This window comes from Chromobacterium alticapitis (assembly GCF_002924365.1).
Taxonomy (GTDB): domain Bacteria; phylum Pseudomonadota; class Gammaproteobacteria; order Burkholderiales; family Chromobacteriaceae; genus Chromobacterium; species Chromobacterium alticapitis.
Window position 1 is genome coordinate 1 of the sequence record NZ_PQWB01000094.1, and the last position, 15,643, is coordinate 15,643.

Consider the following 15,643-nt stretch of genomic DNA (forward strand, 5'->3'; position numbering starts at 1 on the left):
CGCCCTCACCCACCGAGACACCAGGCATGATGGTGACATTCGCGCCGCACCACACGAAATCCTCGATTTTCACCGGCAACGCTATCGGCATGCTGTCATAAGGGATGCGCGCGCCCGTAGCATAATTATGGGTGCTCGAGAAAATTGTCAGCCCACGGCCGGAGTGAAAATAGCGACCGATCGAGACACCGCCGCTGCATTCTATAAAGGTATCTGACTTGAGGTGCGATGTGTCATCAATGGAGAACTTCTTGGGGTCACCTGCAATTTCGAAGAAATGGCCGCCTTGCGGAACGAAATTGAGATGGACGCCATGGTGACGCAGTCGCTCAAGGCGCACCTTGGCCATAAGCGAGAACCATTTATCGCTTATCCGGTCCGCGTTCAGCCGCAGCAGGGCTGTAATGAGAAAACGTTGAAACATAGTTGGGACTCTTCGCGGCAAAGCGTTCGGCTCACTCCCGCGCAAAACTGTTCCTTGGGAGGTGGGGCCGCTTCCGTCTTGCGACATGCGCGGTCCCAGCAATTGGACAAGCGGCGTCGCGCCGCTTACATCATCAAAACTCTCGCCAGCATGATAGCCTGAAGCAAGCTCGCTCCAGTCAGCCGCAAACTGGTAGCCCCAGGCCTCGAGCAGCACGTGCATAGCATCGAACGACTCCGCGTTACGCAAATCCGGCAGCAGGTGATAGACGAACAAAGGCTGTACGCCTGTCCCGCTCAAATTGAGCAACGGTGTCGAATTGTACGACGCGACAACCTCCGGACACAGTTCCGCGAGCATGGCCTCGAATGGCTGATTGCCTTCAACAACGTGCAGAGTCGGAAAGCTATCCAGGATCTGTTTCCGGATTTGTTCCCTGGCGGTCTCCGGCTCGCGAGGATGAAACTTAAACAGAACCTCGGAAAAACCTTTGCACAACGCCCGAAGAATTTGTGTCAGACCTGAGGCATAGTCGGCCTCGGTCTGTATATATTCGCTGTAGAGCGGCTGATTGAGGAAAACCACGCGCCCAGGCTGAGTCTTTACAGGCGGAAGCGTGGGGCGAGCCAGAATACTAACGGGTATGCGCCGCGTAATGGCCATCCCTCGATAGAGATAGACGCCATCTAGATAGCGATCGTCCAACATTGGAAACAAAATGCCGTCGAACTTGGTAAAACGCGTGCGGCTCAAGCCCGGTATTACGCGCATGCTTACCTGCAACACGCGGTTTTTCCAAGTATACGGCTGACTCTGCTTCAGCGTGAGCGGAATATAACTGCCAACGCCGCCATCTTCGAGTAGAAAGACCGATGCTGCGCGCTCTTTGAAAGTGATTGCCACAAGCTGGTTGAGCAATTCGTACTCCGTGAACAACAGCAGCGTGTCCTCAGCATTCACGGACAGCGCCGCCTTCAGGCGCCGTCTTCCCCCTAAATATTGGAACCAAGCGCGCTTCCAAGGCAAATGCGCAGGTGTGGGCAGCGTTATCATCGGATCAAAAAGCAGCGGATCGAATTCTTGCGTCAGCGTGTGGGGGATGGCGATCAGCGCAGCGCGCCGGCCAGCGGCTCGCAGTTCGCCAGCCAGCCGCACAGCTTCAAGATATTGATAATTGTTGTTGACGAGGAAATAGATCATTCTTAGCCCGCAGGCGAGAGAAAAGTCATTTAGACCTGCTGCGAATAGATAACGAAATTGCGAAGTATGCGCAAGCCTACTTGGCTGCTCTTCTCAGGATGAAATTGCAGGCCAGTAACGTTGCCTCGACGCACCGCAGCGGTGATGTTATCGCCGTGGAAACGGTAGGTCGCCAACAGATCTGATGCTTCGTCGGGAACAAAGTGATAGGAATGGACGAGATACACCGCTTCGTCCTCCTCGATGGATTGCAGCGCAGAATCCTCCCACGGCATGCCTGGTTCACGATCAAGGCCTGCCCAGCCGATGAAAGGGATCTTGCGCGACACGCCGGAGGCACTGCGCTTGCTGATCTCTCGGACCTTACCAGGGATCAGTCCCAAACCCTGGTGCAATCCGAACTCCTCGCTGGAGCTAGCCAGCATCTGCATGCCTAAGCAGATGCCAAGCAGTGGGCGGCCAGCACGCGCATGGGCGAGGATAGGGTCGATCAAACCATACCTTGCTAAGCCTTCCATCCCGTCGCGAAACGCGCCGACACCGGGAAGCACCAGGGCCTCCGAAGCGGCAATCACGGCCGGATCGCCAGAGGTTTGACAGCTTGCGCCGCAATATTCAAGGGCGCGGCTCACGCTCAACAGGTTGCCGCTGCCATAGTCTATGATGGTGATAGTCATAAATGCCGAACGTCGAGAGAAGCATCGCGAAGCGCGGCTCGAATATCCGCCAGCGTCCCGCGCTTGTAATGAAGAATGTCTGCCATGGCTACCGCATCCGCACAACCATCCATAATCGCAACGATGGCATCGGCTGGCTTGCCCATTCCCCCGCTTGCGATCACGGGCACAGCCACTGCGGTCGAAACTGCGTGAATCAGTTCAGTCTCGAAGCCATGACGCGTCCCCTCTCGGTCCACCGAAGTCAACAGTATTTCACCAGCACCCAGCTCCACGCCACGCTGCGCCCACTCAATAACGTCAAAGCCGGTCGGCTCCCGTCCGTTATCGGTGTACGCCTCCCAGCAGCCTGGCGCGACCATTTTGGCCTCAATCGACAGCACCATGCACTGGGAGCCAAACTTGTGGGCCACTTCGCGGATCAGCTCGGGACGCTTGGTCGCCGCGGTGTTGATGCCCACCTTGTCAGCCCCAGCGCGCAGCACTTCGCGCACGTCGTCCACCGAGCGAATGCCCCCGGTCACGGTAAGCGGCACGAAGACGTCCTGGACGGTGCGCTTGATGATGTCGTGAAGACTGTTGCGACCGTAGAGGCTCGCAACTACGTCTACGTACAACAATTCATCGGCACCATCTTCATAGTATTGCCGCGCGAACGATTGAGGATCGCCAATGATGCGCAATCCCTCAAGGTTTATACCCTTAATGAGATTCGGCCCTTTAATATCGAGCCGCGGGATGAGCCGTGTCTGCATAGTGTAAAGCTTCGCCTCAACCTTCATTCCAGATCGGGTTCTTCAGCTGCCAGCCATCCGAAGTTTTTTCCCACAGATGGTCAGAGCGCCAGCTGTCCACCACCTCTTGGAACTCTTCATCAGTAATGCCACAATATTCCAAGAAGTCCTGGTAATGTCTACGCGGAAATTCACCATCGTAGCGTTTGACCAGCGCGATGCCTTCTTCGCGACTGATCTTGCCGTCGCGGATCTCATGCGCGGAGTCCGAGGTGGTGCGGCCGATACCGAACTTGATGAATCCCAAATAGTAGTGATAGCCATCAATCTTGTCGTCAAGGCTGGCATATTTGGAATAAGTGCCTTCCGAACGCTCTGTGTTCGGCTGGAAGCCAGTATTCTCGCGGCAGTAGTAGAAGTTCTCCTGCGGATCCCAGAACTTGTAATAGCCCATGAAATGGATCTCGGTCTTGTTCTCCATCACCGACTCATAGCTAGGTGCCATGAAGGGCTGCAAGTCGGCCTGACTAACGCCATGCTCGGTCCAGAACTCAGGCGGCAGTCCGGAGAAGTAGTGCTTGTCGTGATCCTGGATGTCTCGAGTAGGGACGAATGCATTCTTCATATCGCCACCATACTCCACCTCGCCATTCTCACCGTACATGATGAGCTGGACGTTGTGTTTCACGGCCATGTGCATCGGATAATTCGTCTGGCCATAGATGAAGGGCTGGAAGGGATCGCCCAGATGTTGCAACGCCAGGCGGGTGAGCTTGCGGGTCACGCGGCCATTCGGCGTGCCCAACACATTGTCGAAGCCCGACTGAATGAACGCATCCATATTGCGGCGGCCGATCTCGGTAGCCTTCAGCGGCGCCCAAGTCACCGCAAGCGGATTCATTCCGTATTTGTACTTCAGCTGGTGAGCGACAAAACTGCCATCCTTGCCACCACTGCATGGCACGATTACATCATACTCACCATTACCCTTTCGATGACGATTGCATAACTCTACCAGTTCGCGCTCGCGCTGCTCCCAGTCTATGTTGTGACGCTTGTAATACGCAAAATTACAAGCCGAACATACGCCGTTCTCATCGAACGTGATGCGCGGACGCTGATTGGAAACTGTGCACAACTTGCAGTATTTGACAGTGGTCGGCAGATTGTACTGCGTAATGACATCGCGTTTTTTCATATGACTTCTTCTTTGAAGGTGAAAGCTATTCAAGGAGCTGACTGAATAATGGAACGTACCCTGGCCAAGTCTTCCGGCGTATCAATATCGTTGGAACGTTCCAACGGCATTGGATAAGCAATAGTTTCAGGGGTAAGAAAGCTCCGCTGGCGCCTCAGCCAGCTGACATTCGCCACATAGATGGCTCCGTTCAGGAGCCATGCCGGCGGCAAATCCTGTCGGCGCAGGCTCGCGCCTACGGGCGGAGCCGAAAAATGCCGCAAACTCCCGTCAGAATGAATCTTGAACATCAGGTAGGGATGATCGTCGGCCGAGCGAACGCTCACCGCGGCTGGCGCATCCGCCGCCACCATCGCGGCGATGCAGCCGTCGATGTCAGCGGCAGTGCGCAACGGAGAGGTAGGTTGCAACAACACAATCCACTCGTAATCTGGCAGGCGGTCGAGCGCGTCGAAGATGACGTCCAACGTCGCTGCCGTATCGGAAGACAATGAGGCATCCCGCTTGAACGGCACGTTGCAGCCGTGCTGGCGAGCCACCTCGATGATGGCGTCGTCGTCAGATGACAACGCGACATCATCTATATGTATAGAAGCCTGAGCCGCCTGGATCGTCCACGCGATCAGCGGACGATCGCCGAGCGGCACAATATTCTTGTGCGGAATGCCCTTCGATCCTCCTCGAGCCGGAATGAGGCCAAGCACACGTCCGCGATGGATCATTGAAAGACCTCGTGAAATTCCAAGTTCGCGCGCTCGTAATCTGGCATGCGACCAATATCCAGCCAGTAGCCATCGATCTGGTGCGTGCGCGCCATCATATTGGCCTGAAGCATGGAGCCAAGCAGATTTGGCATATCGAAGAACTGGTCACGCGGAACGAGGTCCAGCGTCTGCGGCGAGAGTACATAAATACCCGCATTGACTACAAAGTGCTGGACCGGCTTTTCCTCAATACACTCAATAATATCGTCATTTGCGCGCACTACGCCAAAAGGCACCTGCATTTCATAGTGCCGGACCGCCATTGTGGCTTGAGCCCCGGATTCTACATGCCCATCAATCATGACGCCATAGTTTTGCTTTGTCAGCAGGTCGGCATTGGTAACTATGAACGGCGAGGTCGGCCGCTCCGGTAACAGGCTCAAGGCCCCCGCCGTTCCCATGCGCTGCTCTTCACGCAAGTAGCGAATGTCTACGCCCAAGGCATGCCCATCACCAAAATGAGCTTCAATCTGTTCCGCCTTATAATTCACAGCTAGATAGAAACGATGAAAACCCTGGTCGGCATAGCTGCGAATAATCGTTTCCAACAGCGGACGCGTCCCGACATTCAGCATCGGCTTGGGAACATCCCGCGTCAGTTCCTGCAAGCGGCTGCCCAGCCCTCCCGCCATGATGACGACCCAGTTATCGCGGTGCGGTGTGGCAAGATAGTCGTTGATGACAGCCAGACCGACTACCGTGCGATCGGCATCGACAATCGGCAAGTGGTGCAGGCCGGTGCTGCGCATGATGCCTAGGATGCTATTCGGCGAGTCCCCGACGTTGACGCAGGTCGGCGTGGAATGCATCACACGCTTGACTTCGGTAGACATCCCCAGGCCACTGAGCAATCCTCGGCGCGTATCCCCATCCGTTAGCACACCTAGCAGACGGCGCCGGGTATCGACCACCAGTACGGCTTGTATGCCAGTACGATCGATCGTCTCCATCGCCTCGCGCAAGGTGGCATGAGGTCCAACAATAGTGCTTTCCCAATCTTTCATCTGATTTTTTCCAATACCGACCGGAACGTCCGCCAAGATTGCCGCGCCCGTGTAATGCCTATTACATGTTCCGTCTTGCCCAATAGTCAAACTGCGCTTGCCGACAAGCGCAAGCCGCGACAGATTACTTTTGGACACGCCCATTTTCCAGTTCTTTATTACAGTATTATTTAGCTCTCCGCAGCAGGTTTGGCGCGTATGCGCGGAGCGCCGCCGATAATGATCTGCCGCGGGCCGAGATCGCGCACCAGCGTAGTGCCAGCGCCGACCACCGCACGCTCCCCTACCCGGACACCTTGAACAAGCACGGATCCCGCGCCAATAAAAGCGCCTTCATCCACATGAATAGATCCGCATAAAGTTGCGCCAGGCGCCACGTGCACATGCGCAGCGATATGGCAATCGTGGTCGATGCTTGCGCGAGTATTAATAGTGCTGTTTTCGCCGATAGCGCAGCCAGGTTGAATAATGGCCCCAGCCATAACCTGCACGCCATCGGACAGCAATGCGTCGCCGGCAATCCAAGCTGCCGGATGCACCAGCGCCGGAAACGCGTATCCGCGGCCGCGCCACAAGTCGTAAAGGCGCTCGCGAAGCGAGCCCGTGCTAAGTTGGCCGATGCCCAAAACGAGAGCGACCCGCTCCGGCCCCAGGCGGTCAAGCAGCGCCGCATCGTCGCCGAGCACGTCAAGCCCCTCCCAGCGGGAGGCGCCACTGGATGCGAGATGCGGATCGCACACACCCAATACCGAATACCCCGCGGCGCGCATCAATGCGAGCAAAACGCGGGCATGCCCCCCCGCACCAAGTAGGACGAGATCACGCATGCGGGGTGCGATCATTGCAGGATGACATCGCCAGACGTGTAGGCCCGGGCGGCAGGCTTGCCGACCAAACCCCATAGTTCCGCGGCTGGCATGCCACCGCCACTACGAGCGGTGCCAAGATCCTCGCGCGCAAGCGTCGCGCCAGCAGTGATATCTCGCGCCGCGATCACATGCTGACGCGCGGCCTGGCGCGTGTTCCATTCGCTTGGCTGCGGACATTTGACGCCATCCCCCATGGCCGGCTGCAGGTCGCGGATATAGCGCACCATTTGCGCCAGCTCGTCGGGTTCCAGAGAGGCCTTGTGATCCGGGCCTGGCATAGATCGATCCAGCGTGAAGTGTTTCTCGATCAAGACAGCGCCCCGGGCGACGGCGGCCACAGGAATCAAGACACCTTCCGTATGATCCGAATAGCCGACAGGTAATCCAAATGCTCTCAGCGTATCCATGGCGCGCAGATTGCATTCGTTCATCGGCGTGGGATATTGCGAAGTGCAATGCAGCAACGTGACGCGCCCCTGCAAACTGGCTCTCCAGACCGGATCGCTCCAGCCACGCCAAACTTCGGCGAGGCTCGCCGGCTCCACATCTGCATTAATGGCATGCGCAATCACGGCAAGAGCCTGTTCAACCTCCGACATGGTGGCCATGCCAGTCGAAACAACCAGCGGACGCCCGCTTCGCGCAAACTTCCACAGCAGTGGTCCATTCGTGAGTTCGCCCGACGGGACCTTGTAAAAGGGCATGTCGAACTCTTCTAGAAACTCCAGGCTATCTTCGTCAAAAGCGGTGGACAAGAACTCTATGCCACATGAGTGAGCATACTCGCGCAGCTCTCTATGCCACTCATGGGGCAGCTCCAGTTTGCTTAGCATCTCCAACTGCGACTCTGCGGCGTCAGTAGTATGCTTCTGATAGCTCGCCTTGGGTGCAGAGCGGGTGGCCAACTTTTTCGCGTCAAAAGTTTGGAACTTCACCGCATCCGCACCGGCATTTGCCGCGCTTTCAACTAGCTTGCGCGCAAGCTCTAGGTCCCCATTGTGGTTAACGCCAGCTTCGGCGATCACATAGACGTTTTGCATTCAGCTTCCTGTCATTCAATCAGGGCGGGAGTAATCATTTTTTGTTGTACAGCGCAGATCGACGAACGGTTTGGCGGTCATGGCCATTTCGACATCCTGCAGGACATCGACGATGCGCCTCGCAGCTCCTGGGGAGCCATAAGGCGTCTCTCGACGAGCGGAGAGCTCTCGATGCTCGGGCGATATCGCTTGCGCCAAGGCGTGACGGATCTCCTCGGCACTTTCGCCGCAGTGTAGCACCGACGGCGCACGCAGTCTGCCTTGCTGGCGAGGACCAATGTCTACCGTCGGCACTCCTATCGCCGGCGCCTCGAGCAAACCGCTGGACGAGTTTCCAACGACGGCGTCAACATGGGACATCAGGCTTAAATAACGCCTCGCACCCAAGGACTCGACCAAAACGACTCGACCCGGATTCCTGTCCGCAAACGCCTGCAGCTCGGCTCGAATCATACAAGATCCCGGGTCGGCGTTGGCGCCAGTAATAATGATGGCACCTTTGAAACCATCGATCGCCTCAAGCAGTTTATGCATGGCTGCGAGTCCACCATCCTGCTCCAGAGTGACAGGGTGATAGGTCACCAGAAGCGCAGACTCGCTCAAGCTGACGCCCAAGAAGGCCTCGAGATCGCGCAGCGGGACCGGATCCAGCTTGGAGATATTGTCCATTGCCGGTGCCCCTACGTTCCAAACGCGCGCGCCCGACTCTCCCATTTGGCGAATACGGTCCGCATAGGGCTCGGCCGCCGCGAAGTGCCAATGTGATAGTTTGGTCAACGCGTGACGAATGGAATCATCAATTGCGCCTTCGGTTGCCTCGCCGCCATGAATATGGGCTATCGGCACACGAGACAGCACAGCGGCTTGCGCCGCCGCCAGAAGCTCGTAACGATCGCCGAGCAGCACCAGCACATCTGGCTGAAGCTGTGCCAAGGCCTCAGCAGTCCCTTTCAATGCCAATGCAGCAGAACTTGCTATATTGACAAATTCAGAGTCTAACTGCATATCCACTTTCATGTGGATTGGGAATCCATCCGTAACAATCTCGCGCCAAGTCTCACCATACTGCTCTGACAGGTGGGTTCCCGACACAATAAGCTGAAGCGTCAGCTCCTCGCGAGCCGCCACTTCGGCCATCAGGGGGCGCAGCAGGCCGTACTCTGCCCGCGTACTGGTGAAGAAAGCGATGCGTCGCAAGATCAAGCCTCGTTAGGGAGTACACTACTGGGGAGGTTGACAACCCGCGCTTCCAGCCATTCCGCGTTGGCAAGCGGACCGCGCACAGCATTGGAATGCTGCGGCAGCTTGGTCATCAGCGTCCAAATCGGACGCGTCATCACGCCGGCATCGTTGGTTGATTTCAACAGCGCATCTCGCTGCTCCACGCTCTCGCAAACCACACCGTTCAGCCAATAATTGGAATGGCAATCCTTGGGTTCGACAATCGCCCGCAGATCGCTATCCTTGAAAAATTCAATATAGCGAGCCGCAAGCATACGCTTTGACTCCAGGAAGGCAGGCAGTTGTTCAAGTTGAGCACAGCCCAGCGCCGCATTCAGGTTTGGCAGGCGGTAGTTGTATCCCACCTCATCATGATAGAACTCGTAGGGGTGCGGGATTTTGGCTGTTGTCGTCAGGTGTTTAGCCCTTTTCCCGATCTCCTCACTTGCCAGCACCATGCCGCCGCCGCCGGTGGTCATGATTTTGTTGCCATTGAAGCTCAGTACGCCAATCTGACCGAAACTACCCGTATGGCGGCCTTTGTAGTAGCTGCCCAGCGACTCCGCTGCGTCCTCGACCAACACCAAATGCCAGCGTTCGCACACTTCGATCATCACATCAAGATCAACGGGATGACCAAACGTGTGCATCGGCAAGCAAGCGCGGATGCTCCGACCTCCATCACGCATACGGCAAACGCCATCATCGCCTACATACGCATGCTCAGAAAGCCATTCATCCAAAGCCGTGGGAGACAGGCCAAGCGTTTCGCGATCCACGTCGATGAAAAGCGGATCAGCACCGCAATAAGCGATCGCATTGGTAGTGGCGACAAATGTAAGCGACTGGGTTACAACCAAATCGCCACGCTCCACACCAGCCAAGAGCAGAGCCACATGCAGCGCTGCAGTGCCATTCATGACAGCGACGGCGCGCGGGCTGCCCGTGAATTCGGCCACACCCCGCTCAAATTGATCGACATAGGCCCCAACACTCGAAACAAAAGTTGTTTCGAGTGTATTCAGCACGAATTCGCGTTCGCGCCCACGAAAAACGGGCGCATGCAACGGTATGAAATCGTTTGTGGCGTACTGCTCTTGGACAAAGCGGATCAGGGAATCGAACATAGGCCTATACGTTATAAATATTAGCCTTGTACTTGGCTAGGTTTTCAGGGCGCGTAAACCAATCCACTGTAGCCTTAAGGCCGGAGCGGATATCGTATTCAGGCTCGAAGCCCGTTAACACGTGGATCTTGCTATTATCACACCAGAGACGGAAAACCTCAGACTTCTCAGGGCGAAAACGCTTCTCATCCGTGATGAATTCAACATCGCTATTCATCAACTCACGAATCAGATTCAGGGTATCACCCACCGAAATTTCGAAATTGGAGCCAATGTTTACAGTCTCGCCAATGGTCTTGTCGCTACGAGCCAGCGCCAAGAAGCCTCTGCAAGTATCAGCGACATAGTTGAAATCACGAGTAGGCGAAACATCGCCAAGCTGAATCTGCTTCTGGCCGCAGGCAATCTGACTAATGATGGTCGGAATAACTGCCCGAGCAGATTGGCGCGGACCATATGTATTAAACGGTCTGGCAATTGTCACAGGAAGGTCGAATGCATTGAAAAAACTCATTGCCATCGCATCCGCGCCGATCTTAGAAGCGCTATAGGGCGATTGTGGTTGCAACGGGTGCTTTTCATCGATAGGTACGTATTGAGCAGTGCCATAAACCTCGCTTGTCGAGGTATGAATGACGCGCGTCACGCCATTCTCGAGAGCCGCCTGACAAATATTGAGAGTGCCCTTGACATTGGTATCAACATAACTATCTGGAGCCACATAGGAATAAGGAATAGCGATCAGAGCTGCCAAGTGAAAAATGGTATCTACATCTTTAGTTATATGCTTACAATAATGAGGATCGCGCACATCTCCATTTATAATTTCAATTTGCTCCTTACAATCCACATCCTCAAGCCAGCCCCAATAATTAAAGGAGTTATATTGAGAAAGCGCTTTGACCTTATAGCCTTCGCGAACGAGAAGCTCAGTCAGATGAGAGCCGATGAAGCCATCAGCGCCCGTCACCAAAACGGATTTACTCATATTAGTCAAGTTAGCAGTCACTCTTATCAATTAATAATCAATCCCAAACCAGCATGACCGCGAGCTTACTCAGCACTCATCTTGATCGAATAGCCATTAGCCCTGAGCATTGCATGCCGCTTTGCTTCATCCAAGTCAGCCGCTACCATCTCTTTACACATTTCCCTCGCCGTAATTTCCGGCACCCAGCCCAATTTTTGCTTGGCCTTGCTTGGGTCGCCCAGAAGCGTTTCCACCTCAGCCGGGCGGAAGTAGCGAGGATCTACCTTGACAATAACGTCGCCAACCTTCAGCGCAGGGGCCATGTCTCCCTGAATATATCTGACAACGGCCACCTCATTGACACCCTGCCCCTCAAACCCGAGGCTGATACCCAACTCTGCCGCACTCCACTCGATAAACTGACGCACACTGTATTGCACGCCGGTAGCGATCACAAAATCCTCCGGCTGGTCTTGCTGCAGCATCATCCATTGCATGCGGACATAGTCTTTTGCATGCCCCCAATCGCGCAAGGCATCCATATTGCCGATATACAAGCAATTTTCAAGGCCTTGGGCAATATTAGCCAAACCTCGCGTAATTTTCCGGGTGACAAAAGTCTCGCCACGGCGCGGACTTTCATGATTGAACAGAATCCCGTTGCAAGCATACATGCCATAAGCTTCACGGTAGTTTACTGTAATCCAATACGCATACATCTTGGCTACTGCATAAGGGCTGCGCGGGTAAAATGGTGTGGTTTCTTTTTGTGGGATTTCTTGAACCAAGCCATACAACTCGCTGGTAGATGCTTGGTAAAAGCGAGTTTTTTTGCCCAGATCCAAAATACGGATAGCTTCAAGAATCCGCAGAGTGCCAATTGCATCCACATCTGCAGTGTACTCTGGACTTTCAAAGCTAACAGCCACATGACTCATGGCGCCCAGATTGTATATTTCGTCCGGCTGCGTTTCTTGAATAATGCGAATAAGGTTGCTGGTATCGCTCAGATCGCCATAATGCAACTTGAAGCGCGCATTATCAATATGCGGATCTTGATACAGATGATCAACACGCTGAGTATTAAAAAGGCTACCCCGGCGCTTAATACCATGGACGATGTAACCCTTTTCAAGAAGAAACTCTGCAAGATACGAGCCATCTTGGCCCGTGACACCAGTAATAAGAGCAACCTTAGGCTTTTGTGTATGCATATCAATCATCTCAGGCACGAACTTTGTTATTTAAAAAGTCGTCATAGGCAATCTTCAACCCCTGCTGCAAGGAAACTTTTGGTGCCCAGCCCAGTTTATTGAGACGCGTGCTGTCCATCAATTTTTTGGGCGTGCCATCAGGCTTACTAGTATCAAAATTGATCGTACCCTGATAGCCTATGGTGCTTCCTACCATCTCCGCCAGCTCACGGATCGTGACATCCGTACCAAAACCGACATTAATGTGGCTGGACATGGGCTCAAAACTCTGCCGATAGGTTAATTCGTCCAGATTCATAACGTGCACGCTGGCAGCAGCCATATCATCCACGTAAAGAAACTCGCGGCACGGCGTGCCTGTACCCCAAATGGTAACACTCGAAGTTGAGTTTATCTTTGCTTCATGAAATCGACGAATCAGTGCGGGAATAACATGAGAGTTATCCGGGTGGTAATTATCGCCAGGCCCATACAAATTGGTAGGCATAACGCTGCGATAATCAATCCCATGACTGGCACCATATTGGCGATTATAGCTCTCACATAATTTAATGCCGGCAATTTTCGCAATTGCGTAGGGCTCGTTCGTGGGCTCCAATGGGCTGCTCAGCAACGCACTTTCCGCAATAGGCTGCGGCGCAAGCTTAGGATAAATGCAACTAGAGCCGAGAAACAATAGCTTCATAACACCATGACGAAATGCGGCGTCAATGATATTGGCCTCAATCATCAAGTTTTCATAGATAAACTCGGCCGGATATGTATTATTGGCATGAATACCACCAACTTTTGCAGCAGCCAAATATACTTGATCCGGTTTTTCCGCAGCAAAGAAGGCATTAACTTCCGCCTGATTTGTCAAATCTAGTTCTGCACGCGTGCGAGAAACAATATTAGTTTGGCCGATAGCCTCGAGCTGGCGGAGAATGGCAGAGCCCACCATTCCTCGATGCCCAGCGACATAGATCTTGGGCATTGTCACTTACCCGTTCTCCCATAATGATCTTCGAGCCGAACAATGTCGTCTTCACCCAAATAGCTACCCGACTGCACCTCGATGATTTCGAGCGGAATGGTACCTGGATTAGCAAGACGATGCACCTCACCAAGCGGGATGTAGGTCGATTGGTTTTCTGTTAGCAGGATAGTCTTCTCGCCGTTGACGATTTCCGCGGTGCCCTTGACGATGATCCAATGCTCGGCCCGGTGATGGTGTTTTTGCAAACTCAGGCTGGCCTTCGGCTTAACCTGGATGCGCTTAACTTTGAAGCGCTCCCCCTCATCGATGCTGTCATACCAGCCCCAAGGCCGATGAACCTTACGATGAAGCGCGTGTTCTTCACGCCTTCTCTTACCAAGTGCATTGACAATGTGCTTCACATCCTGACTATGAGACTTGTCGGTTACCAGCACAGCATCGGGAGTCTCGACAACAATAACGTCCTTCAATCCAACCACGCTGACCAGCCGACTGGTAGCATGTACAAGCGTATTGCAACTATCAGTCGTGATCACATCGCCAATATGGGCATTTCCCTGCTCGTCCTTCGGCAAGGCCTTCCAAACGGCATCCCAGGCACCCAAGTCATTCCAACCCGCATCCAATGGGATCATCTTGATAGGGAGATCGCTGCCCGGGCAGTGCTCCATCGCCGCGTAGTCAACCGACTCAGCAGGAATGGCGTCGAATTCAGTTTTGCCGGGCCTCACGAACAGCGCATCGGTACTACGTGCGTTCCACGCTGCGCGAGTGGACTCGAGAATGTCTGGACGAAACCGTTCCAGAGCTCTCAACCAAGTGGAAGCCTTAAGAACGAACATGCCTGCATTCCAGAAATACCCGCCCTCTTCTAGATAGGCTTTGGCAGTCGCCTCATCCGGTTTTTCAACGAAACGCTTGACAATTGCAGCATGATTGACGGCGTCGGATTTATCAATTTGAATATAGCCATAACCGGACTCCGGCCTGTCCGGCGATACGCCCAGAATCACGATTGTGCCGTCTGCAGCCTCTTGAATCGCAGCTTGCGTGGCTGCGGTAAAGGCTGTGGAATCAGCCACGGTCTGGTCCGAGGGCGTGACGACCAAGATGGAATCCTGGCCGCCCTCCATGGTAGCCAGCGCGGCCATAGTGAGCGCAGGCGCGGTGTTGCGGCCAACCGGCTCAAGCAAGGCGCTGCCTAACGCAACATCGATCTCGCGCAGCTGCTCTACAGCCAAAAAGCGATGCTCTTCGCCTGTAACAATAAAAAGTGGAGCGACTTGAATGTCAATATTGCTCAAACGGCACAAACGTTGAGCAGCTTGTTGAAACAAGCTCTCGTTGCCAGTTAAGCACAGAAATTGTTTGGGGAGGCCAATACGAGACAGCGGCCACAAGCGGGTGCCCGAGCCTCCACAGAGAATAACGGGCGTTACGTTCATCATGCTTGTTATATTCCTTTTCCGCCAGGGTTTGCCGCCTTTGGCTGGGCAATTAGATCCCTGCCCCAACGTTGTGAAATCGTTCATCTTACCCGTAGGGATCGGTGAGTTATAGCCGCTTTTATACCATAAGTCCCCCCGTACTTCCTAGAGCCCGCGAGCGCGAGCGCAGGGGCGCGGCAAATCCGAAATGGCGGAAAAGCCGCAGAGGTGCGGCATCCTCGCAATCCATATGGAAAGATCCAGCCCTGTTTACGCTCCCTGCTAACAGAGCAATACGCTATTTACAATTGTCAATCTCTTGAAAAATGCGGCTATCTTTGGATAGCAAATGTCTCGGCGTATCTTTAAGAAAAATTTCCAAGCTAGCCACTCCCGCGGCGCCAGGGCCTCCGCACTCGAACAGCATGTATGACTTGAGTGCTTCAAATGCCGAGCCCAGAGCGATTGCCCTGCACGCAAGGGCCATCCACGCCATCTCGCGTCAGATCGCGTTTACTGGGCGGGAGACCCTTGGCTTAGCTCATGCGCCGCTTGCCACGCCAAATTGAAGCGCGTCCGCAGCAAGCGGCCGAACAGGCGGTATGGATTGGGCCGCCGACTGAGGTGTCCTGGCAAGAGCTGACAGCTCCGTTTCAAGCGGCCTTGGCTGAACCCCAATACCTCCGGGTAAATTCAGCCGCATTGGCGCTTTCAGCCAGCGCTCGACGTACAGCAGCACCCACGGTTCCTGGCAATGCTTCCTGAGCGCCTTCAGCAATAACTGGTGATCGATGT

Annotated in this window: 15 protein-coding genes; all 15 read right to left on the minus strand. The window is 54.4% G+C overall.

Features of this window, described 5'->3' with window-relative positions:
- The coding region (locus tag C2I19_RS22285) for a polysialyltransferase family glycosyltransferase (protein WP_199181239.1) at positions 1 to 1,624 on the minus strand (1,624 nt) is incomplete at its 3' end.
- Between the two features lie 29 nt (positions 1,625 to 1,653).
- Entirely contained in the window at positions 1,654 to 2,301 is a 648-nt protein-coding gene (hisH, locus tag C2I19_RS16970) for an imidazole glycerol phosphate synthase subunit HisH (protein ID WP_103903842.1), read from the minus strand.
- Positions 2,298 to 3,083, minus strand: a complete 786-nt coding sequence (gene hisF / locus C2I19_RS16975; protein ID WP_233201247.1) for an imidazole glycerol phosphate synthase subunit HisF — start codon at positions 3,081 to 3,083, stop codon at positions 2,298 to 2,300. The genes hisH and hisF overlap by 4 nt, the downstream gene beginning before the upstream one ends.
- Positions 3,073 to 4,233, minus strand: coding sequence for an N-acetyl sugar amidotransferase (locus tag C2I19_RS16980; RefSeq protein ID WP_103903843.1), 1,161 nt, complete (start codon positions 4,231 to 4,233; stop codon positions 3,073 to 3,075). Before C2I19_RS16980 ends, hisF begins: the two co-directional genes overlap by 11 nt.
- 29 nt (positions 4,234 to 4,262) lie before the next feature.
- Positions 4,263 to 4,955, minus strand: coding sequence for an acylneuraminate cytidylyltransferase family protein (locus C2I19_RS16985; protein ID WP_103903844.1), 693 nt, complete (start codon positions 4,953 to 4,955; stop codon positions 4,263 to 4,265).
- The gene (locus C2I19_RS16990; protein ID WP_199181240.1) at positions 4,952 to 6,145 is read right to left on the minus strand and encodes a nucleotidyltransferase family protein; all 1,194 of its coding nucleotides are present in this window, start codon (positions 6,143 to 6,145) and stop codon (positions 4,952 to 4,954) included. Before C2I19_RS16990 ends, C2I19_RS16985 begins: the two co-directional genes overlap by 4 nt.
- A gap of 26 nt (positions 6,146 to 6,171) precedes the next feature.
- Entirely contained in the window at positions 6,172 to 6,828 is a 657-nt protein-coding gene (locus C2I19_RS16995; RefSeq protein WP_199181241.1) for an acetyltransferase, read from the minus strand.
- An 11-nt stretch (positions 6,829 to 6,839) separates the two neighbouring features.
- Positions 6,840 to 7,910 carry an N-acetylneuraminate synthase gene (neuB, locus tag C2I19_RS17000; protein WP_103903847.1) on the minus strand — a complete coding sequence of 357 codons (1,071 nt, stop codon included), beginning with the start codon at positions 7,908 to 7,910 and terminating at the stop codon, positions 6,840 to 6,842.
- 15 nt (positions 7,911 to 7,925) lie between these two features.
- The gene (gene neuC / locus C2I19_RS17005; protein ID WP_199181242.1) at positions 7,926 to 9,107 is read right to left on the minus strand and encodes a UDP-N-acetylglucosamine 2-epimerase; all 1,182 of its coding nucleotides are present in this window, start codon (positions 9,105 to 9,107) and stop codon (positions 7,926 to 7,928) included.
- Positions 9,108 to 9,109: 2 nt separating this feature from the next.
- Positions 9,110 to 10,258 (minus strand): LegC family aminotransferase, encoded by a 1,149-nt coding sequence (locus C2I19_RS17010; RefSeq protein WP_103903848.1) that lies wholly within the window; start codon positions 10,256 to 10,258, stop codon positions 9,110 to 9,112.
- A 4-nt stretch (positions 10,259 to 10,262) separates the two neighbouring features.
- Positions 10,263 to 11,246 carry an NAD-dependent 4,6-dehydratase LegB gene (locus tag C2I19_RS17015; protein ID WP_103903849.1) on the minus strand — a complete coding sequence of 328 codons (984 nt, stop codon included), beginning with the start codon at positions 11,244 to 11,246 and terminating at the stop codon, positions 10,263 to 10,265.
- 65 nt (positions 11,247 to 11,311) lie between these two features.
- On the minus strand, positions 11,312 to 12,451 hold the full coding sequence (gmd, locus tag C2I19_RS17020) for a GDP-mannose 4,6-dehydratase (protein WP_199181244.1): 1,140 nt from the start codon (positions 12,449 to 12,451) through the stop codon (positions 11,312 to 11,314).
- A gap of 1 nt (position 12,452) precedes the next feature.
- Positions 12,453 to 13,418, minus strand: a complete 966-nt coding sequence (fcl, locus tag C2I19_RS17025; protein ID WP_103903850.1) for a GDP-L-fucose synthase — start codon at positions 13,416 to 13,418, stop codon at positions 12,453 to 12,455.
- A 2-nt stretch (positions 13,419 to 13,420) separates the two neighbouring features.
- The gene (locus tag C2I19_RS17030; RefSeq protein ID WP_199181243.1) at positions 13,421 to 14,869 is read right to left on the minus strand and encodes a mannose-1-phosphate guanylyltransferase/mannose-6-phosphate isomerase; all 1,449 of its coding nucleotides are present in this window, start codon (positions 14,867 to 14,869) and stop codon (positions 13,421 to 13,423) included.
- A gap of 520 nt (positions 14,870 to 15,389) precedes the next feature.
- Positions 15,390 to 15,643: hypothetical protein (locus tag C2I19_RS22565; protein ID WP_233201248.1), on the minus strand; the 254-nt coding region annotated here is incomplete at its 5' end.